Annotated in this window: 18 protein-coding genes; 7 read left to right on the forward strand and 11 right to left on the reverse strand. The window is 62.6% G+C overall.

The window, feature by feature from the left end; genetic code table 11:
• Positions 1 to 75: 75 nt before the first annotated feature.
• Positions 76 to 1,581, reverse strand: coding sequence for an RNA polymerase sigma factor (locus SINAC_RS37775; protein WP_015243821.1), 1,506 nt, complete (start codon positions 1,579 to 1,581; stop codon positions 76 to 78).
• 186 nt (positions 1,582 to 1,767) lie between these two features.
• Between SINAC_RS37775 and SINAC_RS39530 the strand changes: the two genes are divergently transcribed.
• Both SINAC_RS39530 and SINAC_RS00910 read left to right on the forward strand, forming a co-directional pair.
• Entirely contained in the window at positions 1,768 to 2,187 is a 420-nt protein-coding gene (locus tag SINAC_RS39530; protein WP_015243822.1) for a hypothetical protein, read from the forward strand.
• Between the two features lie 86 nt (positions 2,188 to 2,273).
• Positions 2,274 to 3,239 carry a DUF1559 domain-containing protein gene (locus SINAC_RS00910; RefSeq protein WP_015243823.1) on the forward strand — a complete coding sequence of 322 codons (966 nt, stop codon included), beginning with the start codon at positions 2,274 to 2,276 and terminating at the stop codon, positions 3,237 to 3,239.
• A gap of 20 nt (positions 3,240 to 3,259) precedes the next feature.
• Here SINAC_RS00910 and SINAC_RS00915 read toward each other — a convergent pair whose 3' ends face one another.
• The 4 genes from SINAC_RS00915 to SINAC_RS00930 all read right to left on the reverse strand — a co-directional run bounded on the left by SINAC_RS00915 (position 3,260) and on the right by SINAC_RS00930 (position 8,486).
• A complete protein-coding gene (locus SINAC_RS00915) occupies positions 3,260 to 4,168 on the reverse strand; it encodes an alpha/beta hydrolase (RefSeq protein ID WP_020467067.1) in 909 nt (302 codons plus the stop codon).
• Positions 4,169 to 4,787: 619 nt separating this feature from the next.
• A complete protein-coding gene (locus SINAC_RS00920; RefSeq protein WP_015243825.1) occupies positions 4,788 to 5,228 on the reverse strand; it encodes a RidA family protein in 441 nt (146 codons plus the stop codon).
• Between the two features lie 295 nt (positions 5,229 to 5,523).
• On the reverse strand, positions 5,524 to 6,879 hold the full coding sequence (locus SINAC_RS00925) for a sulfatase family protein (protein WP_015243826.1): 1,356 nt from the start codon (positions 6,877 to 6,879) through the stop codon (positions 5,524 to 5,526).
• A gap of 134 nt (positions 6,880 to 7,013) precedes the next feature.
• Positions 7,014 to 8,486: a hypothetical protein gene (locus SINAC_RS00930; protein ID WP_015243827.1), complete on the reverse strand. Its 1,473-nt coding sequence runs from the start codon at positions 8,484 to 8,486 to the stop codon at positions 7,014 to 7,016.
• Positions 8,487 to 9,109: 623 nt separating this feature from the next.
• Here SINAC_RS00930 and SINAC_RS00935 point away from each other — a divergent pair.
• Positions 9,110 to 9,412 (forward strand): hypothetical protein, encoded by a 303-nt coding sequence (locus tag SINAC_RS00935; protein ID WP_015243828.1) that lies wholly within the window; start codon positions 9,110 to 9,112, stop codon positions 9,410 to 9,412.
• A gap of 38 nt (positions 9,413 to 9,450) precedes the next feature.
• Here the strand turns inward: SINAC_RS00935 and SINAC_RS00940 are convergent, their stop codons facing one another.
• Positions 9,451 to 10,026 carry a hypothetical protein gene (locus SINAC_RS00940; protein ID WP_015243829.1) on the reverse strand — a complete coding sequence of 192 codons (576 nt, stop codon included), beginning with the start codon at positions 10,024 to 10,026 and terminating at the stop codon, positions 9,451 to 9,453.
• Between the two features lie 323 nt (positions 10,027 to 10,349).
• On the opposite strand from SINAC_RS00940, the gene SINAC_RS00945 reads away from it, so the two are divergent.
• Together SINAC_RS00945 and SINAC_RS00950 are read left to right on the forward strand one after the other, a co-directional pair.
• Positions 10,350 to 11,459 (forward strand): DUF1559 domain-containing protein, encoded by a 1,110-nt coding sequence (locus SINAC_RS00945; RefSeq protein ID WP_015243830.1) that lies wholly within the window; start codon positions 10,350 to 10,352, stop codon positions 11,457 to 11,459.
• Between the two features lie 34 nt (positions 11,460 to 11,493).
• Positions 11,494 to 11,709, forward strand: coding sequence for a hypothetical protein (locus SINAC_RS00950; RefSeq protein WP_015243831.1), 216 nt, complete (start codon positions 11,494 to 11,496; stop codon positions 11,707 to 11,709).
• A gap of 51 nt (positions 11,710 to 11,760) precedes the next feature.
• Here SINAC_RS00950 and SINAC_RS00955 read toward each other — a convergent pair whose 3' ends face one another.
• The 4 genes from SINAC_RS00955 to SINAC_RS00975 form a co-directional block, all read right to left on the reverse strand.
• A complete protein-coding gene (locus SINAC_RS00955; protein ID WP_015243832.1) occupies positions 11,761 to 12,078 on the reverse strand; it encodes a hypothetical protein in 318 nt (105 codons plus the stop codon).
• Positions 12,079 to 12,644: 566 nt separating this feature from the next.
• On the reverse strand, positions 12,645 to 13,133 hold the full coding sequence (locus SINAC_RS00965) for a response regulator transcription factor (protein WP_015243834.1): 489 nt from the start codon (positions 13,131 to 13,133) through the stop codon (positions 12,645 to 12,647).
• 270 nt (positions 13,134 to 13,403) lie between these two features.
• Positions 13,404 to 14,768, reverse strand: a complete 1,365-nt coding sequence (locus SINAC_RS00970) for a pyridoxal phosphate-dependent decarboxylase family protein (RefSeq protein WP_015243835.1) — start codon at positions 14,766 to 14,768, stop codon at positions 13,404 to 13,406.
• A 173-nt stretch (positions 14,769 to 14,941) separates the two neighbouring features.
• Positions 14,942 to 15,913 (reverse strand): DUF1559 domain-containing protein, encoded by a 972-nt coding sequence (locus SINAC_RS00975; RefSeq protein ID WP_015243836.1) that lies wholly within the window; start codon positions 15,911 to 15,913, stop codon positions 14,942 to 14,944.
• Positions 15,914 to 16,238: 325 nt separating this feature from the next.
• Between SINAC_RS00975 and SINAC_RS00980 the strand changes: the two genes are divergently transcribed.
• Both SINAC_RS00980 and SINAC_RS00985 read left to right on the forward strand, forming a co-directional pair.
• Positions 16,239 to 17,087 (forward strand): FHA domain-containing protein, encoded by an 849-nt coding sequence (locus SINAC_RS00980; RefSeq protein ID WP_015243837.1) that lies wholly within the window; start codon positions 16,239 to 16,241, stop codon positions 17,085 to 17,087.
• Positions 17,088 to 17,124: 37 nt separating this feature from the next.
• Positions 17,125 to 18,753 (forward strand): FHA domain-containing protein, encoded by a 1,629-nt coding sequence (locus SINAC_RS00985; RefSeq protein WP_015243838.1) that lies wholly within the window; start codon positions 17,125 to 17,127, stop codon positions 18,751 to 18,753.
• Here the strand turns inward: SINAC_RS00985 and SINAC_RS00990 are convergent.
• A complete protein-coding gene (locus SINAC_RS00990; protein WP_015243839.1) occupies positions 18,704 to 19,789 on the reverse strand; it encodes a M48 family metallopeptidase in 1,086 nt (361 codons plus the stop codon). The two genes, SINAC_RS00985 and SINAC_RS00990, sit on opposite strands and share 50 nt — an antisense overlap.
• Positions 19,790 to 19,796: the final 7 nt, after the last annotated feature.

Here is a 19,796-nt window from a genome sequence, read left to right on the forward strand (position 1 = left end):
GAATGCTAGGGAAAAGCAGTTCGGGACCCGGATCCCTTATCCCCCGGAAGTGAAGAAATGTTCCTATAGAGACTGTTATTGCGTCAGCGGATCGGTCGCGGGATCGGTGGTGTAGCTGGCGGCTAGGTCATCGAACCAGACGGATCCGGGGCCGTAGATCTGGGGAGCGATGATGATTTTCGTCGTTCCGGGGGGGATCGCCACGACGCCTTCATAGTGCTTCCAGTCGTGAGTGACCGGAGGATCGTCGGATTTCTTGGCACCGAGGTAGGCGATCCAGGCGTGGCTCCACTTGCCGTCACGGTCGATGAACTGGGCGTCGAGGATCGCCTTGCCGGCCCGGTCGGCCTTGATCCAGGCGGAGACTTTCAGGCGGGGACTGTCTCCTGTGCGCTCGACCGCCTGGGACCACTCGGCGATCGGGAAATAGCGGTTCTCGGACTTCTTGAGGCAGAGGCTGGCATTGCCGTCGTGGGCGATGTCCTGGCTCCAGATGTAGGAAACGCCTCGAATTGGGTTCCCCTTGGACCACCCCTTGGGCAAGTTTTTGGCCCGTTCCTCAACGCCCGGATTGACCAGGCTCAACGGGCTGTCGGGCTCCGCGTTCAAGGCGAGGGGGATCGGCTCGGGCTGGGGAATGCGGGCCGGGTCGAGGGGGGCCTGAAGCGCGCGAGGGGCCGCGGGCGGGGAGACAGGAATCGGCTTGGCCAAGGATACGACGGCACCAGTGGCCACGGCCCCGCTCACGACGAGCAGGCCGGCGAGTGACTTCCACGAGATCGTTGCCATTATCGCAAGTTCTCCTTCTACGAGGGCGGCCACCGTCGCCGGGACCAACCCGACTTCGGCGACCCCCGTCATCCCGGTCAGGTACGGGGTTGCAGCGCGGACGATTCGGACGACGAGCGCCTCCGACGGCGATGCCACCGCCTGGTTGACGAGGAGGCCCGAGCCGGTTCCGACCAGAGCTGGAGCGAAGCCGCGGCGCGTCAACCGGCTCCGAAGCCGGGCGCGGGCCGACGAGAGCCGGCTCTTGACGGTGCCGACCGGGCACTCGAGTCGGGTCGCAGCCTGCTCGTGGGTCAGGCCGTCGAGGTCGCAGAGCAGGACGACGGCGCGACTCGGCTCGGGCAGCCGGGTCACTTCCTCGTCGAGCACCGCGAGCAATTCCCTCCGCTCTTGATCCCGGTCAGGGGCCGGGATGATCGCCAGCGCCTCGACCCCGATCCCCGGTCGCTCGCGCCCCAGCCGCCGGGCGGCGTTCGCTCGCGCCCGGAGCGAAACGCGGTAGGCCACCCCGTAGAGCCAGCTTGCCAGGCGGTCGCCGTCGCGAAGCGAGCCCGACCGGCGGACCAGGACAAGAAAGACCGCCTGGAAGGCGTCCTCAACGTCGTTCGGGTCGCGAAGCAGGCGACGGCAGACACCCAGGACCAATGAGCCATGGCGGGTGACCAAGGCCGAGAACGCCGCCTCGTCGCGACGGGCCACGAACCGCTCCAGAAGCCGCCCGTCCGATTGCCCGGCGTCGGTCCCCTCGCTAAAGAGACGTCCCAGGTCTTTGAGTCCACTCGATCCGACCAACGTATCCGCTCCCCTCAAGTTGACGAATCCGTCCGTTCGTCCCTCATACTGCGTGGACGCCTCGATTTCGTTCGCTGTTTTTTGGGGATTCTTTCCCTTCCCAATGCTTTCCAAAGAGCGGAATTGCCACTTCTTTATGGGACGACACGAGTTTCGTCGGCGACTCGAAAGTCGAGTGGCCCCGGAATGGGTGCAATAATCGCGGAGATTGCGACGAAGAGTCAGGAGACCACGCACGGCCCTTCGGAAATCGCGACCATGATGACCCCGTACTCGCTCGTCGTGCAATTGGCGAGGCTGATCCCGGCACCTCGGAAGCACGCTCCCGTACGGCCCACGCTTTTGGCCGGGAGAATGCGCGAGCGCTTCGGTTGCTGCCCGGCTTGCCGCGAATTCATCGGGATCAAGGTTTCGACGCCGACCCAACGCGGGATCGTCTGCCCGGCCTGCCGTCAGAAGGTCGTCTCCCTCGAACCGCTCTGGCCAACCCTCTCCGAGACTTCTTTCAGCAGGGCTACGAGTGGCGATGGCTCCAGCCACGGCGGCTCCAAGCCGGCTCGCAATGCCCTCGGACGCTTCGTCGCATTTTTTCGATCGAAGCGATAAACTGATCTGGCCAAGAGCAGAGATAAAGAGGGACAGCGGCGCCAGGTCCCGCGTCATGTCTCGTCCGGATCCAGGACGCTCCGAACATGCCTCGCCGTGGCTTCACTCTCATTGAACTTCTTGTCGTGATCGCGATCATCGCCGTGTTGATTGCCTTGCTGCTGCCTGCCGTGCAAGCGGCGCGTGAGGCGGCGCGCCGCTCTCAGTGCACCAACAACCTCAAGCAGATCGGCCTGGCCTTGCACAACTACGAGGGTACGCATGAGCGGCTTCCCTCGGCCCGCACCGGCTCGCCCCACCTCTGGTCGGCGCTGGCCCAGATCCTGCCGAATGTCGAAGGCGGCGCGGTGTTCAACTCCATCAACTTCAATCACACCTCGCTCCCGTCCGCCACGCAGCCGCTGGGCGTGACCAACACGACGTCCGTTAGCTCGATCATCGCCACTTATCTTTGCCCGTCCGACCCGCGGCAGGCCCGGCTCGATCCTGGCTTCGGACCGAATAACTATGTGGCCAATGCCGGCACCGGCCTTCAGAACGGAGGCAGCTTCCGCCCCGAGGATGGGCCCCAGGCGATCGACGGCGTCTTCTTCGAACGCTCGGGAGTCCGGTACGCGGAGATCACCGACGGGCTGAGCAACACGGCCGCTTTCAGTGAGACGATCAAGGGGACGGGCCTCGATACGGCGGGCGCGGCTCCGCAGGACCGCCTTCTGCAATACGGTCAAGGGCCTTCGCTCACGCCGGTCACGGATGCCTTTTGCGCCGGGTCGATCACCCTCTGGGGTGGCCAACGAGGTCGGGAATGGGCGCGAGGGAGTTTCATCTATGCGAGCTTCAATCACTTCCTGACACCGAATAACCAAGCCTTTGACTGCCTCTCCGGGAACGTGGGCGGCCGGATGGCCGCGCGGAGTTTCCACTCCGGCGGAGTCAACGTGCTCTTCGCCGACGGACACGTTCAGTTCGCCAAGAACACCGTGAGCGTTTCCACCTGGCGTGCGATTGCCTCACGCAACGGGGGCGAGGTGATCTCCGCCGACCAACTTTGAGGTCGCCTGTTCTTGGAAGCTCAACGCCTCGTGACCGGGGTGACATCGTTCCAGGAGGTGTAGCGTGCGATCCGGGGGGCGACGTCGGGATATTCGAGGACCTGGGGGAAGAGGGTGTGGCTCATGCCGCTCTGGGCGTGGTGGTTGATCTCTTCGACGCGCTCCGCGAGCGGCCCGAGCTTGTGCAGGTCGCGTGGGCGTAGGCCCACGCGGCCGATCGCGGAGCCGACACCGGTGTACTGGCCGAGCGAATAGAAGGCCAGAGCATAGTCGCCGCTGTTGCGCAGATTCAGAAGGGCCTCGCACATCGGGAGCGCCTGATGCAACCGATTGCCGGGGTTGAGCCAATCATGTTCGGCGGCCGCCTCGAGGATCACGGCACGGAGCCGGAGATCGGGGCGGCCCGAGCTGAGTTGCGCTTCCGGCTCTTTCAAAAACGCCGGCAGCGCTGCGCCTGAGAGCAGGTGCATGGTGGTCAGCGTGATGCGGCCACCGTCGCTCTGGCCCATGAAGCAAATCCGCGAACCCGCAGGCGCGGCTTGAAGGAATCGCGCGCATTGGTAGCTCGCGATCCGCGAGCGCCTTGCCTTCTCGTTGAGGTCCACGACCAGGTCGGGCCGCACCCGCTCGCTCGGCCAGTCGAACACGACGAACAGCGTCTCCGGATCGAAGCCGCCCAGTGCCTCGAGCTGCGCCCGGACCTGGACCGCTTCCTTGATCGCGGCGAGATAGTTATACCCGTTGCCGTGGATCAGGAAGACCGAGGGCCGCCCCGCCATTCGGTTGAACAAGCCCTCGGGAGTTGATCCGTTGAGCGGCCCACCATTCTCATCGAGCCTCGCCACCGTGATGCTGGGCCAGGGATTCACCCCCATCGTCTGCTCGCACGCCCGGGTGTGAACAACCCAGGTCTCGATCGCGGAGCCCATGGGAACGGGGTCGAAGTCCCCATCGCTTCGCGGGGAATCCGCGATGACGAGGTTTTCGGCGGGTGAAACGAAGGAAAGCGGTTGTGAGGAATCTATGGCTGCGGTCGTCGCGGACGGCGGGCCGTTGAGATCACTCCTTTGTGGTGTGCGGCATCCCGTAAGGCCCCAGGCCGCCAGGAGACCGATAGCGGCCCAAGCAACCGTCGGGACTGTCCCGTGGCGGCGTTCCTTCTTGCGCATGACAACGTCCCACGGTCGCACTCCACTCCTGGTTCTTGTTCGAAATCCTACGGGAATATACTACAAGGGAATCCATTGGCAGAATAATTGAGTGCTGCGCAAGTCACTTTTCAGAAAGCCTCCGGTTTTTGACCGAACGTTGAGCGAAACCGTCAGGCGACTTTTGCCTGGGACTCAATGAGTGAGTGGGGCCGCCCCTCCCCTCGGGCCAGCGAGTGGCTTAGGCCACAAGTGGTGGGCGCCCCTCTCGAAAATATGCCTTGGGCAGGTAGCTCCGGCTGAGATTTGACCCGGCCACCCCGGAGTCAGATCATGGACTCCTCTCAAGACTATAAAGAATCACATTTGCAATTGAAATGTGATTATTTACGGGATAGCCTTATTCCTTGATTTCAAAAATGGCCTCGACTTCGACGGCCGAGCCGGTGGGAATCTGGGCGAAACCGAGGGCGCTCCGGGCATGATAGCCGTCGCCATCCTTGCCATAGATTTCATGCAAGAGGTCGCTGCAGCCGTTGATCACCAGATGCTGCTCGTCAAATTCGAGTGTCGAGTTTACGCAGCCGAGAAGCTTCAGCACTTTCAGACCATTTAGCGTGCCGTGGGCGTTCCAGACGGAATTCAGGATCTTGGCGGCACATTCCCGAGCAGCTGCCCTCCCCTGCTCGACCGTGACTCCCGCGCCAAGTTTCCCCTTGATATCGCTCACGTGGCCTGACGTCAGCAGCAGGTTGCCGGTCCGCACAACCAGCGCCAGATACCCTGGCTCTTGCTTGGTGAATTGGAGTCCGAGTGCTTCAGCCTTTTCCTGCGGTGACATTGCCAATCTCTCCGGTAAAGTAAAAGAACACTTCCGAGAAACGTCGGTGCGTTTGGAGGAATTCCTCATCCTCCCGAATCGCAACGGCTTCTGCCGGCCTTGGCTTCTCGAGGGGGAATTACATCGGTCGAATGGGTTCGGCTTCGGTGGGTGATCGAGGCCGACTTGCCATCGAAACTGCGGAAGCGTAGGGAGGTGAGCAGGAAGCTCCGACAAAGTCCCATTTGCCTATCATATCATGGATCAGGCCCATCCGGTAGGAGCGCACTTGCCTCCGTTTGATGGCGAATGACGCTTATGGGGCGGCGGCTTTGAGCTCGGCAAAGCGGTGGCGCATTTCGGCGAGTCGCCCCGCCTGGGCCGGATCGGCGGCAAGGTCGTTTTCTTCCCCAGGATCGGCGTGCAGGTCGAAGAGTTGCTCGTGTTTGAAGTCGGGCCAGTAGAAGTATTTCCAGTCCTTGCGCACGAGCGCCTCGGATGCGGGAATGAAGTCGCGATTATGGATAATGGCGTGCTCATAGAAGAACTCCGTGCGCCATGCGGGTTTTTCCGCCGCGAGATAGAGTGGCGCGAAGTTGCGACCTTGCATCCGCTCGGGCGGGGCGACTCCTGCTGCGGCCAGGATGGTGGGGGCGAGATCGACGTTGAGTGTGAAGTCGTCGTTCGTCTGCCCTCGCTTGGCCTTTGCCATTCGCGGATCACGCACGATGAGTGGTACGCGGATGCTTTCCTCGTGCGGATACCATTTGTCGGCAAGACCATGCTCGGCGTGAAAGTAGCCGTTGTCGGTCGTGAAGATGACCAGCGTGTTGTCGAGTACGCCTTGCTTCTCCAACTCGGCCAGCACGCGGCCGCAAGTGGCGTCGACTTCGGAGGCAAGGCGGTAGTAATCCTTCATGTACTGCTGGTAGCGTTCCGGGGTGTCGAACCGCCAGTGCCAGCGGTTGCGGCCTTCGTTTTTCTCATTGGCGATGAACGGCGGCAGTTTTTTGAAGTGCGCCTCGGTGGCAGTCTTCGGCACGGGAACCGTCACGTCTTGATAGAGGGACAGGCTCTCCGGTTGGGGCAGGTATTGCTTCGGATTCCCGTCCTCGGCGTGGGTGGCGAAGAACGCGAGCGTGAGGCAGAAGGGTTTGTCTGCCGGGCGGTCGCGGAGGAATTCGAGCGCATCATTCTCGTTCTTCTTGGTGACGTGAATTTTTGATCCGTCCGGCTCCGTCATCCAATGCGTGCCGCTGTAGGAGCGACCAAAGTCGAAGTGCTCGCTGGGGAACGTGCCGTTATGCCACTTGCCGACGTGTCCGACGAAGTAGCCATGAGCCCGCAGCAGGCCGGGATACGTCTCCGCCCACGGCGTCTTGAACGCCTGGAAGGCGGGGTTCCCATGGCGAGACATCCATTGCCCGGTAAAGAGCGAGGCCCGGCTGACGCCGCAGATCGCCGTCGTTACGCAGTTTCGCGTGAACCGAAAACCGTCGCGGGCGAGCTGGTCGAGGTGGGGGGTCTTCACCACCGGATTCCCGGCGCAACCGAGTGTGTCATGACGCCAATCGTCGGCATAGAGCAGGACAATATTCAGTGGCTTCTCCGCGGCGCTGGATTGGCGGCCCAACGCACTCAGAAGCACAAGGAAACAGACGATTGGTTTCATGCTCAGAAAACCTCGTGAACTTGTAACCTTCATTGCACTCGCCCGCGAAAAGGAGGAGCTCACCGGCGTCAATGCGGAGCGGATTCCGCTTCGCTCGAAATCCGGATCGACGCCAGTGTTCTCACCGGACCGGGTCAGCCCTCCGGCCAGAGTGAATTGATGAGATTCACGGTCTGATCCGCGAGGACCTGCCCCCCTTCCGGGCCGACCAAATTGCTTTCGACGATGGCACTATAACCTCCGCCACGGGCTGCACGCTCGGTCGGCAGGTAGGAGCCTGGGCCTGCCAGTTGAATGATGAAGGTCTGGAGCGCTCGGCTGCGGGCCTTGATCTGGATCCCGTACTCGGTGAAGAGCTCGAAAACATTGGTGGCAATGGCGATGTCGCCGAGCCGGATGACGTGAAGCTCCATGGCGAACGGGTCGACGGGGCCGGCCTTTTGCCGTTCGTAGCGGTCCACGACCTCCTGATGCCAGACCACCGAACGGCGGTTGAGCGGGTCTTTGGAAAGCGTTTCGATCTTCGACCTGGCCTCGGCGGCTTCCGCGTCCGTGACGACGCGGACGGGTAGCTTGATCGTCGCGACCTTATGAACGAGCGGGACGTCGGCCTTCTGTTCTTTGCGAGCGCCCTCGTAGGCCTCGTCCCAGGCTCCGACGATGCGGGTCGCCAACTCTTTGAGCCGGGTCAGGCCGCGGAGCGTCCGCATCCGTTCCTCGGCGCGAGTCCGATACATCAGGTGAGGCGACTGATCGCCCGCCGCGCCGGTCCAGGCCAGGACCAGCAGGTCCTTGCCGTGTTTTGAGCGGAGCGTTTCCCGGACCTCATGCCAGAAGTCGGCGTTCACGGCCGAGAGTCCTTCGACCTCCTGGGAAGGACAGGCGACGTTGATCGCCGTGGCGAGCAGTTTTCCCTCGGGATTCCAGAAGAAGAGGACTTCGACTCCTTGGTCTTCCGACCCTTCGATCCCGCGAAAGCTCGCCAGATTCGTGGCGCCGTACATCTGGGCATGGCCATCGGCATAGATCGCCCGTCGATTCTGGGCCACCACGGCATGCCCCAGACCCCAGCCCACCCGCCCTGGTTTGCGCGCCTGCCAGGCTTTCACCGCCGCCTCGGCGACCTGGGAGGCGAGAAAATCGGCGTACTCCGCCGGCTGCATAATCCCGTCTTTGGGGATTTCGTAATCCCCCTCCGTCATGACGGGGGCGGTGTGCGTGTGGGTGGCGTTGAGCAGCACTTTTTGGCTATCGAGGTCAGGGAGCCGCTCCTTCACGCGGCGGCGGACCTGGGCAAGAACCGCGGACTCGATCGCCACCAAATCGCACGAGATCATGATTGCCTGATCGAGAACCTTGTCTCCTTCCTTCGATTCCAGGGCCAAGGCCGTGGCGGTCACAGGACTCTCAACGTCCCGGGCGATCCGGGTCCGCATCTGCCCCGCAATCGCGACCGGTCGATCGGGCGTGATGCTGACGGTTGCCCCTCCCACATGGAGCTCGGCCGCCCGGCTTTCCGCGGCTCCGACCACGACGGATACGAAAACGGTGGCGACGCCCAGGGCCAAGGTCGAAAACGATGGTCGACTCAGTTTCGCTGTCAACATTCACAGGGTCCCCGCGGAGATCATCATCAGGAAAAGAACCTTGGGATTTCCCCGTTGAAACCGCGACGACTCCCGAGGGCGGCCTCATTCGGTCAATCCGAAGACACAGCAGATCCCCACGGATGTTGCGATGCAAGGCAATTCCGGATTTCTCCTGCCATTCGTCATCGCCTGGAGGTGGGCGGGCGCCAAGCCTTTTTTGGGGGCATAAGCCAAGGATGATCGATGGGGTGGCCTGGGTGGCTTCCCCTGATCGGCGAAGAGGTCGATCGGGAAGTGGGACGAAAACCACGTGGGCAGGCTCGGTCAGAGATCGCTACTGTGGCTGAACGCCCTGCTTTGGCTTATAATGAGACCGTAAAGTCATGCACGCATTCTGCAGCCCGGGGGCGGCCGTCTGAGTCAACTCTGCGCGTTTGACGGTCGTCTCTCCGGGGTTGCAAACAATTCGGAATTGAACTTGTCTTGTTCCCAGGGGCTTGCTCCCCTGGCTAGGAACGGTCTCCCCTCCGGGGCTGCAATAAAATTTGCTGAATTGTTTGCGTGTTCATTTTTTTGTTGTATAGGGTCGTGTGCGCCGGCGACACCTCATCACTCGACCTCGGCTAAAGAGGAGCCTTGTTGTGAGCACAGATCCCGGGATCACGGACGCAGAGAAGATCGAACGGGCGAAGCGAGCGCTCAACGCCTTTGCTTTTCCGTCGGCCATGGTTGCCGAACAGGTCGGTCACCTCATCGATGGTCTGCGCCTGCTTTGCGACTCTCTGAACAACACCCCGCCGACACTCTGGGACCAGTCGATGCGGGTTGACGCGAGCCTGGTTGCGGAGCGTTCCCGGCAGGATCGGGAAAACCGACGGAAGGACGTCGCCACGGCGACCGCAACCAGGCGTGGCCGGCAAGATGATGCAGGATATTCGAAATGATATTATGCGGAATCGCGAATTAAATTATGAGGTAAATGTTAGTCGGATTTGTTGTTGGGGATCTTGAATTCGATCAGTTCGACGGTCGTCGTGTTTTTGGCTGTGGGAACGTGCGTGACGGCCTTGACCAGCTTGCCGGGCACGTCGTCGGACATCCAGGTTCGCGTCAAACTTTTGCCGACCTCGGTCTGTCCGGTCGAGTCGAACCACTGGGTTTTGATTTCTCGACCAGCCAACTTGATCGTCTCTTCGCCGTGCTTTGACGTTTTCGGGGGCTTTCCGATGTCGTCCTTCGTCATTCCGGCGAACAGTGGGAACATTCTGCGCTGAATGTATGTCTGGGGGGGCGATTCGACGACCTTGCCGGTCCCGTCGCTCGTCATCGTGGTCTCGAGCACGGCCGTGCTGTCCGTCAACTTCACGAGCGTGGTCTTGTTCGTGGTCTCGATCGTGTTCCCTCCGGAGGTGGTCACCGACTTGAGGATGATGGTCGTGCCGATCGGGTGCCGCGCCCAGCTCCGGTAGATCGGGTGCTCGACCTCTTCGGCTCTTGCGGTGTTGAACGCACCCAAGGAAATGACGAGGAAAGACATGGAGATCTGAAAACGTGACATTGGGCAGGGCCTCCTGTCGGTGGGGCGTCGGATGGGAGATGACCTCAACGCGTTGAATCGCGAGAGGTTGGCGCCTGGCATCAGGTTCGTCCTTATACCAATACCAGCACGCGGTCGTCTGACAAACGCATTCATGAAAATTTCATGTTTTAGTAAATTGGGACTCCGAACAAATTCGGTCATGAAGGCGTGCTGAAAATCAGGCTATTTATTGGGATCTTCGGCTTGCGTTCATCACGGCTTCATGGACGGTGCCTAGACTCCTCGCGTCGACTGCGTGTTGTCTGCTCGAGATCCCCCCGATTTTCCTGGAGTCTTACATCATGCGTTCTCGGACTCTACCCGAGCCTCGGCGCTCGGGGTTCACACTCATTGAATTGCTGGTCGTGATCGCCATTATCGCCGTCTTGATCGGCCTGCTTCTGCCCGCCGTGCAGGCGGCCCGTGAGGCGGGCCGTCGGGCCCAGTGCACGAACAACCTGAAGCAGATCGGCCTCGGTTTCCTGAACTTCGAGTCGGCCAACGGCCACCTTCCGCAGGGGCCGTTCGATGGCCACCCCCAGGCGGTCGACCCTTCTGGGAACCCGGTCCCCGCCCAGTCGATTTATGATGAGACTGCGGGATACGAGACGTCCACCTGTTGCAACGCGTTGCACCCCGACGGATACGGGCACTTCTTCAAGATTCTGCCGTTTTTGGAGCAGCAACCGCTTTACAATCTCGCCAATTTCGCCATCCCTCCCCTCGCATCGGGCCGCCCGGCCGACTTTGCCGGTCAGGACAGCATCGCCCTGATCGCCGTCCCCGGTTACTACTGCCCGACCCGCCGCGCCCCTCAAATCTACAATAAGACAACATCCAAGAATGATTATGCGGGTTGTGCCGGATTCTTTCAAGGAGAGATGTACGAGTGTCAGGACTCCAGCAACCGCTGGGTCCCCGCGCCTCCGAACGGCCTCGCTCCGTATAAGAACGAGCGTGATGCGCTCAATCAGGGAGATACGAGTGGCAGGAAGGGGGCGATTGCCCACGGCGTTCGGAGCAAGCGCCGGCTGTCCGATTTCATCGACGGGACATCGAACTCGATTCTGGCCGCCGAGAAGTCGCTGCCGGACGACCGTCACGGCGTGGATGGAGGCGACAACGAACGCTGGTTCAATGCTGGTTGGGACGAGGATGTCATTCGCTACCACTTCCCTCCGGTTGCCGACGCCAAGGCACCTTCGCTCAACGGCCAGTGCAGCAACCCCTCGTCGCCGAAGACCGGCGGCAATCTCTGGCGGCGGATGTTCGGCAGTTCCCACCCGGGCGGGGTCAACGCCGTGCTGGGCGACGGTTCGGTCCGGTTCCTTAAGTTCACCATCGACCCCGGCTCGATGCGCAAGCTCTCCTCCATCGACGATGGCGAAGTCCTCAGTGCCGACTCGTTCTGAAGCCCTCACCGTAACCGTATTCGTAAGGAAAACGATGATGCGATCGAACGCGATCTTCGCTCTGCTTCTCGCCTTGGCCGGGTGCGGTGGCCCCGAGGCTCCCATCACCGACCCTTCCAAGGTGCCGCCGCTGACGGCGGAGCAACTGGAGACGATCAAGCAGGACGATCAGAGGACTCAAGAGGAAGAAGGCGGGGCGTTCCTGAAAGTCAAAGCGAAATACGCGGCGCAGACGAAGCGACGTGGTTGAGCGCGGGGGCTTGGCTGAAACCGGTCCTTCACGAAGGGGCTGAGTTATCGCTCAGCGAGCCCGCTCGTATCCCAGCGACAGAAGGACCTCGAGCACCTCTCTCCAGGTCGGAAACTTCCGGCCACTCATCTGCTTGTACTGCTGGATTGCCATGAGGAATTCTAACTCGTCCGGCGAGTAGTCGGGGTCGCAGGTCGTCGGATCGTCACCACGGCGGCGGCGGGTGCTGATGGCCTCGGCGCTCGCCTTGCCATCCTCGCAGGCGGTGGGCATCTCTCGACCTGTTCCTCGCTCCAAGGGGGCGAGGAGAGGAGCAACCGGCGACTCCTTGCGAGACAGGAAATTCGGGGACCGAGATGGCTTGGGCATGGAGGCGATCCTCAACGGGCTGCCGACGCACGGATTCGATGATGCTGATGATGGTCAACCCCCTCCCGATGGCCAGACGATCCGAACGCGGAGCCGGCGTGAGTGGGGGTTGCCGCTGATGATGGGCTTGAGTACTCGCCCGGCAACGATTGTGCCGTTTAGGATAAATCGGCAAAAAATCCAGATGAAATCAAAGGCGGGCATGAACGCCTGGGCCAGGGACTCGTTGAAGGACGGGTTCGGGGGTGATTCCTCTTGGGCTTATTTCTCACTCAGGCGACGGTAGCAAATCCCAATTATGTCGCGAGAATGCGTAGTCGTGCGCGGAGATTTGCTCATCGGCCGGGTGATTCCCGCTTTCGGACCGTTTCCATCCCCATTGCCATCAGGATTGCTTTTAAGATGCGTTAAATGCACTGGATACATAAACTGTTGGGAGGCATTGTTCTGATAAGCGTTCCATTTACGGTTAATTTTGTGATATGTGTCGTTGTGCGCCACCGCGACCGGCGCACTCAGGCCGGATGGCCCGTCGCGGTCACCATGATCGGGGTCTGACCGGGAAGTCAACCTTTCTCAAGGGTCGACTCGGGCCCGTCTTTGGCGGGGACCTTCCCAGGTGTGGCGACGGGGTTTTGTGTCGACTTCGGGCGATTCAAGGCCAAGGCCTCGTGCGCGGCTGGGGCTGAGGGGGAAGTGGGAGTCTCGCACGCCACGAGCAGATCTTCGAAATGAATTGGCTTCATCAGTAAGACGTCGGGCTTCAGCGGCCTCAGGCCGGGAAGACTCGCCGGGCCGATCAGGCCGGAGACCACCGCCACCCGGGACGGAATCCCTGCTTCGCGGACGTAACGGAGCACATCCTCGCCGTTGCCGTCAATCAGGCCGAGGTCGAGGACAATCCAGTCGGGCGGCGACTCCAACTGCGTCAAGGCATTCTCGATCGTCCGAGACGAGGACACCTGCCACCCCTGGCTTTGGAACAACCTTTCTAAGGCATACAGGGTCGCCAAGTCGTCCTCGACGATGAGGACATGGTCCTTGCCGTCCATCATCCTCTTTCTCTCCCGATGGCGTGATTCGGAGGTTGGGCAATGGGACCGATTCCCTTGGGGGGCCATATCAAGTCTAGGTGACGATGTCGCCAGTTTAGGAAATTGATGAAGATTTGGTGGTTGAATCACAACGTTTCGGTTGGCGATCGTGCTCAAAACCACGAAGCCACGATGCCTTTGAGAGCGTGGTGTGGTGCCACTTGGATGGCTCTTGGCCATGCCGTCGCCTGCCCTGCCCGTTCGGCTCGTGGGCCAAAGGCTGGAGTGGAGTTAGGGGTCTGGAGTTTCCAAGGTCTCTGCAAGTGATGCTCGGAGTCGACTCAAGATTTCCGGCATCCAGGCTTGGTGCTCGGGCTTCATGGCGCAGGCTCTCAGGCAGATGATCTCCTCCGCGTCCCAGCGGAGAACCGGGTTTGCCGCTTCGAGCATGACACGCGGGAAGCTGGAGAGGGCCAGATGAAGGTCGCGCTCTGCGGCGGCAGCGAAGACTTTCCGGGCTCGCGCTGACGACTCGCTGGCCGACTCTGCCCGTATCGCCCAGACGTTGATATCCAGCTCTGGTGGGAACAAAGGGGTGAGCCGCTCGTCCTGCTCCAGGGCCTGGTGAAGTGCCAGGGCCGCGGCGCGGCAGGATTCGAGACTGTGCGCGAAATCGCCACCGGGTTCGAGCGGGAGCAGTCGCATGGTCGTCCAGAGGGCGACCGCCGAGGCCCCCGGCCTCGAGCATTCGAGCGAGATCTCGCCAAGGTGCAGCTCGTCCGAACTGAAGTAGGTATACGGCGAGGTATGTTGATAGAACCGGCCGACGCCAGGGTCGCGGAAGAGGACGCAACCGCAGCCGTACGGTTGGAGCCCATGCTTATGCGGGTCGATGACGATGGAATCGGCTTCGCCGATCCGGTCGTAGGCGGCCCTGGTTTCGGGCTCGAGGTTCTTCGCCAGGGTAAAATATCCCCCGTAAGCCGAGTCGACGTGGACTCGGAAGTCGTACTGCTCCCGGAGGGCGAGCACTTCGGGCAGCGGGTCGACCGACCCGGCGGCCGTGGCGCCGAGCGTGACCACCACCGTGCCCACCTCGCCCGTAGCCAGGGCTTTCTCCAAGCTCCGAACGTCCATCCGCCCGCGCTGATCCACTGCGATTTTCGCGAAGGGGACGTTGAGGACGGCCGAGAGCCGCGAGTGGGTGTAGTGGGCCTGGGCCGAGGCGACCACCGACTTGCCCGGGCGCAGCTCCCGACCGACCCAGAGGGCCTCGAAGTTGGCGATCGTGCCCCCGCCGCAGAGGTGGCCGAGGTGCGTCTCCCAGCCGAACATCCGGGCGATCTGGGCCACCGCCTCCTTCTCCATCGCCGAACTCGCGCGACCACCGTCCAAGGCATGGTTGTTCGGATTCAGGAACATTGCCAGGGCGTATGCGAGCCGGGCAAGGGAGTGCGGCGGCTTGAGCATCTGCCCGATGTAGAGCGGATGCTGGTAGGGGTAATTGTCCGTCATCCGTTCCGCAGCCTCCCTCAAGGCGTTGCGGAGGGGCTCGAGGTCGGGGGCCGGGGCGGATTCGGGGAGATGGCGGAAACCGTGGTCCATCGTCCGAAGGGCTTCGCCGAGTAATTCCAGACTCTTGTGGTCAAACGTCATTGGGTTCGCCGCTCTCAAAAACAAAGGGCCAGGTGCTTCCCCAATGACGACTCCACTGTCTTGCGGTCCTTAGGTCAAGAGCGAGGAGGGAGGGGGAGGCCGTGGTTGGTTGCAAAAGGCGCCGCGGCCCCGGGCTCAGATTGAGGATTCAACGGATTCGCAACTCATCAAGGCTAGAGCTGGTCGGCGGAGATCACCTCGCCCCCACTGCGCGTGGCGATGGCACGCCAGGTGGCCAGGCTGATCGAGTTCTTGACGAAGCGGATATGGCCATCGGCGATCAGGACGTTCACGCCGCCGGAGTGGAAACTTCGCGCCGCCATCCGGCCGCCGGTTGCGCCCGAGATGCAGTCGGACGACGCGCTGTTGGGCGTGAGGAAATGGTTGAAGGTCGTGTAGGTAAAGCTGCCCCGGCCCCACTCCTGGGCTCGGGTGCCGAGCCACATCGTGAGCCCCGCGCAAAAGCTATCCGTTACCGGAAGCCCGGATCCGAGGGCGTATTGCCGGATCGGGTCTCTGGCTTTCAGGCCCGACGAGCCGATCCCGTCGCCTTTGATTGTCTCGCTGAAGGCCGCGGTATTGCTCAGGCCATCGGTGATCGCGGCAAATCGAATGGACGAACGGTCGAAGAACAGCCCGTCGATTTCCTCCGTGCCGTCCTGAGGGCGGAAGCTCCCCCCGTTCTGGAGGCCGGTCCCTACATTCGCCAAGTAGTTGTTCGGGCCGTATGTGGCCGCAATTCGATCCTGCTTCGTGTCGGAAGGACAGAGGAAGGTCGAGATGATGGTGGCGACCCCGGTCGAGTTCGAGACGTCGAGCGGCGTGATGCTGAAATTGAGCGTGTTGTAAACGGTGGACCCTTCAAGGAACGGCAGCAGCGAAGCCAGCGACGACCAGACCAGCGGCGTGGCACCTCGGCCCGGCGGTAGCAACTCGTGCGTGCCGACGTAATTGTGGAGCGCCAGGCCGACCTGCTTGAGGTTGTTCGTGCACTGGATCCGTCGCGCAGCCTCGCGGGCACTCTGCACGGCGGGCAAGAGCAGACCAATCAACACGGCGATGATCGCGATCACGACCAGCAACTCAATGAGCGTGAAGCCGATGGAATGAGGGCGACGATGACGGAGGGGGGATGAGCACGTCATGGATCGTATCGAATCTTTCAATCTTTCGGAGACGTGACTTTTGGGGACCAATCCAAGCCACGAATGGGGGGGGGACTAAGTTGGCCAGCGCTTACGATCGAGAAGAGTCGTCGCGCTTGCCTTGCGACGATTTTACTGAGATTGAGTCCCAATTTCAAGAAAAGTCAGCCTACGGAGGCGTTGAAGGTCGCTTTGGGGCGTGCTATATCTGTATGGAACACTTGCAAATGCGCCGGTTTGGTCGGTCTGGTGTGATCGCACTGCTGTTCCTTGTCGAAGAAAAGAATGGGGTGGACCCGTGGAATCTGGGACACCACGAAGAGAGATGGGGCCGGCGCGGCGGCAGGCGACCGTCCTGGAATCGGTGGAGGAGATCCGGGCGCAGGTTCGCGCCGCGTCGACTCCAACGGTGCGGGAGGTTGGGCCCACGACGCAGGCCGATCGGGTCTCTGGTGATGAGACGCCGGTGTTCCGCCCCGTTTCTCGGCCGCCGATGGCGTTGCTCCACGTCCTCGACGATGGGGATACCACGGGCGAAATGATCCGGATCCGGAGCGATTCGTTCTTGATCGGGCGGGTCGAGGGGAATCTGGTGATCCCCCATGACTCGGGCATGTCCGGCCGACACGCGGAGATCGTCCGTCGGAATGACGGCCGAGCCTGGTCGTGGTATCTCCGTGACCTGGGGAGCACCAACGGCACGTTTGTCCGGGCATCGACGATCATGCTCCACCAGGGCCAGGAGTTCATGGTCGGAGCTCGGCTCTTTCGATTCGATGCCCCGGCCGCGTCTGTCCCGGCGGTCGAGGAGCCGTCGAGGGCGAACGCGACCCGCAAGTGGGAAGTGCCGTCTCGCGCTGGTGGGGGAGGATTGGCTCCAGGAGCGGCCCCGGCCTGCCTCGTCGAAATCTCCAAGGGGGCCGAGATCCGCCGGCACGCGCTCACCGAGGGGGAATACTGGCTCGGGCGTGACGCCAGTCGATGCGCAGTCATCGTCGACGACCCGTTCGTCGACCCTCGCCACGCTCGGATCTACCGGGACGAGAAGGGCCGTTGGATGGTTGCCAACGACCGATCGCGCAACGGTGTTTGGGGCCGTGTTTCAGAGGTTGCGCTCGAACGTGGCGGGTACTTTCAGTGCGGCGAGCAGCGGTTCCTCTTGAAAGCCCTCTAAACTACGAGAGATTCGCGGCGATATGAAGAGGTCCTGGATGATCGGCAGCGACCCTGACTGTGACCTGGTGGTCGATCACCAGGCGGTCTCGGCGCGGCACTGCCGGCTGACTTCCGTCGGGAGCACCGGCTGCTACTTGCTCGAAGACTTGGACTCGACCAACGGGACGTTCGTCGACGGGCAGCAAGTCACGGCTCCCTTGCGCGTGGGCCCAGAGAATATTATCATGCTTGGCCGATCGCAACGGATGCCATGGCCCGGCGATCTCATTGCGAGCGAGTTCACTCTGCCCGGTTCGCAGGTTCTCAGGATCGGGCGTGAACCTGATAACGACCTTGTGGTGGATCTGCCGACCGTCTCGAGCTATCACGCTCGGGTCGTCTGGAGCGGCCGTTCGGACCAGGCGGAAATCGAAGATCTCGGCTCATCGAACGGGACGTCCGTCGGCTCGCCCGATCGCAGGGCCGCGCGGGCCGTCGTGTCGCCGAACGACACGATCTACCTCGGCACTTATCCGCTCCCGGCCGCCCGTGTCTTCGAAGCGTTGGGCACTCGCCCGGGCGAGTTGCGCGTTGGAGCCGAGCCGGTGGTGATCGGTCGCGACTCCGGTTGCGATTGGGTGGTGGATCAGGCCGTCGTCTCGAGTCGCCACGCTCGGCTGAGTCGGCGGAACGATGGCAGCGTCGTGGTTGAGGATCTTGGGTCGTCGAACGGGACCTCGATCAACGACCGCAGAATCGAGCGGGTTGGTATCGCGCAAGTTGGGGATGTGATCGGGCTTGGGAGCTACCTGTTCGTGCTGTCTGTCGAGCCGATCGGGACGATCCCGATCCAACTGGACCCCGAGACGGTTTCGATGAGGGCGCGGGCCGGTCTCGAATGGGAGTCGGAGCCGCTCGGCTGGGGGCAAGTCTTGAGGCCGTTGGTCTTCCTTGTGTTGGGGCCGCTTGCAGCCGTGCTGGCGGTGGCATCGGCGGGGTTTGACCCGAGGTCGCTCCAGAATCCGGAGGAGTGGACCGGCGCAGGGCAGGCGCTCGCGGCGCTCCTCTCGCGGTTAGGGCTGGCGGCTGTCGGTCTTGGGCTTGTGATTGGTGCCGGGATCGGAGCGAGCACGTTTCCTGCGGCTGAACTTGGCCGTTGGCCGGTGCGCGTGTCGGTGGCGGCGGTGCTCTGCCTGGTCACTGGCCTGTTGGAATGGGGGACGTTCCGGATCTTGTCAGGGGCGGATCTGGCCGCGTCTTCGGGGCTCGGGCTGCTCTGGCTCGGGGCAGGCGTGGGGCTCACGCTCGGGCTGATCGTTGCGGCGGTTGCCTCGCGGCCGACGGTGGCTTGGGCGTTGGTGGCGCTCCTGGCTTTCCTCCTGTGGGGGCTGGGCGGTGACAGTCAGACCTGGCTTGGCCTGCCCGACTGGGCGAAGCGGGCGGCGAGTTTGAACCCGTCGCGCTGGACATTCGAGGGGTTGCTCCTCAACGCATCCGCACGCGTGCCGGCCCCCACCGGGACGATTGGCGACCTGGCTGAGCCCTACTTCCCGGCCGAGACCGTCCGCACGGGGCCAGTGGCGGTCTTGCTCGCGCTCGGGGCGATGCTGTTGGGCGGGGGAGTCGTCGCTGCCTTCATCGCGGTGGAGACCCGCCCCCCGCCGGTCGAACGCCCCGCGCCTTGAGTCGGTCGAGCCGGTCCCAGGCCGCTGGGTGGGCCCGGTAGTGATTCTCCACGAGCGTCAGGCCCGACTTCGATTCAGGAATGACCCGGCCGTTCCGGAACCCGTTCCGCTCCGAGAACCCTTGGAGCTTGATGAGGAACATCAGCGTCTCCCGGCGCGTGTGCTCCAATTGAGTCGTCATCCGCTGATAGGCCCATGTGTCGGCCGCGAACTCCTGCGCATCGGGATAACCCAGCCCGATCGGGACCATGAGTTGATTCAGCGTGTCGACCCCTTGGGCCTTGCCGGCCGCCTGACCGGCCGCGACCAGGTTCAGGGCGTGCTTGAGGTCGACGTGGGCAATCTCGTGCCCCAACGCGAACTGCAACGCATAATCCTGCTCGGGCTCGACCGTCTCACCGACCAGCTGAAACAAGCCTCTTGAGACGTAGATGTAGCCCCCGGGGAGCGAGAATGCGTTGACCTCGTCGGAGTCGAGTACGGTGAATTTGTACTCAACCTCCTTTCGCGCCGCCTTCGCGATCAGGGGGTCGCCCGCGCGTTTGAGACGCTGGATATCGCCGTTGGGGTCGGCCAGGTTGCCCGCCAGCACGAGCCCGTGCAACTCCGCGCCGAGGCGGGCCTCCTCTTGGGGGGTCAGCCGATTGAGGTCAAGCGTGTCGGCCCAGACCGCTCCGGGGGATCGTGCGGCGCGCGGGGCCGAGGTGGAAGGGGCGGCCTCAACGTTCGCCGCCGGGACCTCGAGTTTTGGGATCACGGTGGCTGGTTCCGGCTCCGGTTCCGGCGGGCCGGGCGGAGTGATTGGCTCCGGGGTGATCGGGGCGACCTCGTCGCCCGGCGGGACGGTCGGAGGAAGGGCCGATCGCGAGGGCGAAGCTGCGAGGGCCAAAGCCGGCGTGGCCACGTTGCCTCGTTCTCGATCGCGGCGGATCCCGTCGCGGTAGGACCGGGCTTCCGCCCCCACCAACCAGACGACCAGGGCCGTATAGAGGCTACCGACTACCGCAGCCGTGGCGTACCTTGATTTTGTTGTCATCCGTGGT

It is taken from the genome of Singulisphaera acidiphila DSM 18658 (assembly GCF_000242455.2).
Classification (GTDB): Bacteria; Planctomycetota; Planctomycetia; order Isosphaerales; family Isosphaeraceae; genus Singulisphaera; species Singulisphaera acidiphila.

Excerpts from the sequence above, each read along its gene's own strand:
- SINAC_RS39530 (WP_015243822.1), top strand. The coding sequence starts at position 1,768 with ATGGGTGCAATAATCGCGGAGATTGCGACGAAGAGTCAGGAGACCACG.
- SINAC_RS00910 (WP_015243823.1), top strand. The coding sequence starts at position 2,274 with ATGCCTCGCCGTGGCTTCACTCTCATTGAACTTCTTGTCGTGATCGCG.
- SINAC_RS00915 (WP_020467067.1), bottom strand. The coding sequence starts at position 4,168 with ATGGGCTCCGCGATCGAGACCTGGGTTGTTCACACCCGGGCGTGCGAG.
- SINAC_RS00920 (WP_015243825.1), bottom strand. The coding sequence starts at position 5,228 with ATGTCACCGCAGGAAAAGGCTGAAGCACTCGGACTCCAATTCACCAAG.
- SINAC_RS00925 (WP_015243826.1), bottom strand. The coding sequence starts at position 6,879 with ATGAAACCAATCGTCTGTTTCCTTGTGCTTCTGAGTGCGTTGGGCCGC.
- SINAC_RS00930 (WP_015243827.1), bottom strand. The coding sequence starts at position 8,486 with ATGTTGACAGCGAAACTGAGTCGACCATCGTTTTCGACCTTGGCCCTG.
- SINAC_RS00940 (WP_015243829.1), bottom strand. The coding sequence starts at position 10,026 with ATGTCACGTTTTCAGATCTCCATGTCTTTCCTCGTCATTTCCTTGGGT.
- SINAC_RS00945 (WP_015243830.1), top strand. The coding sequence starts at position 10,350 with ATGCGTTCTCGGACTCTACCCGAGCCTCGGCGCTCGGGGTTCACACTC.
- SINAC_RS00950 (WP_015243831.1), top strand. The coding sequence starts at position 11,494 with ATGATGCGATCGAACGCGATCTTCGCTCTGCTTCTCGCCTTGGCCGGG.
- SINAC_RS00955 (WP_015243832.1), bottom strand. The coding sequence starts at position 12,078 with ATGCCCAAGCCATCTCGGTCCCCGAATTTCCTGTCTCGCAAGGAGTCG.
- SINAC_RS00965 (WP_015243834.1), bottom strand. The coding sequence starts at position 13,133 with ATGATGGACGGCAAGGACCATGTCCTCATCGTCGAGGACGACTTGGCG.
- SINAC_RS00970 (WP_015243835.1), bottom strand. The coding sequence starts at position 14,768 with ATGACGTTTGACCACAAGAGTCTGGAATTACTCGGCGAAGCCCTTCGG.
- SINAC_RS00975 (WP_015243836.1), bottom strand. The coding sequence starts at position 15,913 with ATGACGTGCTCATCCCCCCTCCGTCATCGTCGCCCTCATTCCATCGGC.
- SINAC_RS00980 (WP_015243837.1), top strand. The coding sequence starts at position 16,239 with ATGGGGCCGGCGCGGCGGCAGGCGACCGTCCTGGAATCGGTGGAGGAG.
- SINAC_RS00985 (WP_015243838.1), top strand. The coding sequence starts at position 17,125 with ATGATCGGCAGCGACCCTGACTGTGACCTGGTGGTCGATCACCAGGCG.
- SINAC_RS00990 (WP_015243839.1), bottom strand. The coding sequence starts at position 19,789 with ATGACAACAAAATCAAGGTACGCCACGGCTGCGGTAGTCGGTAGCCTC.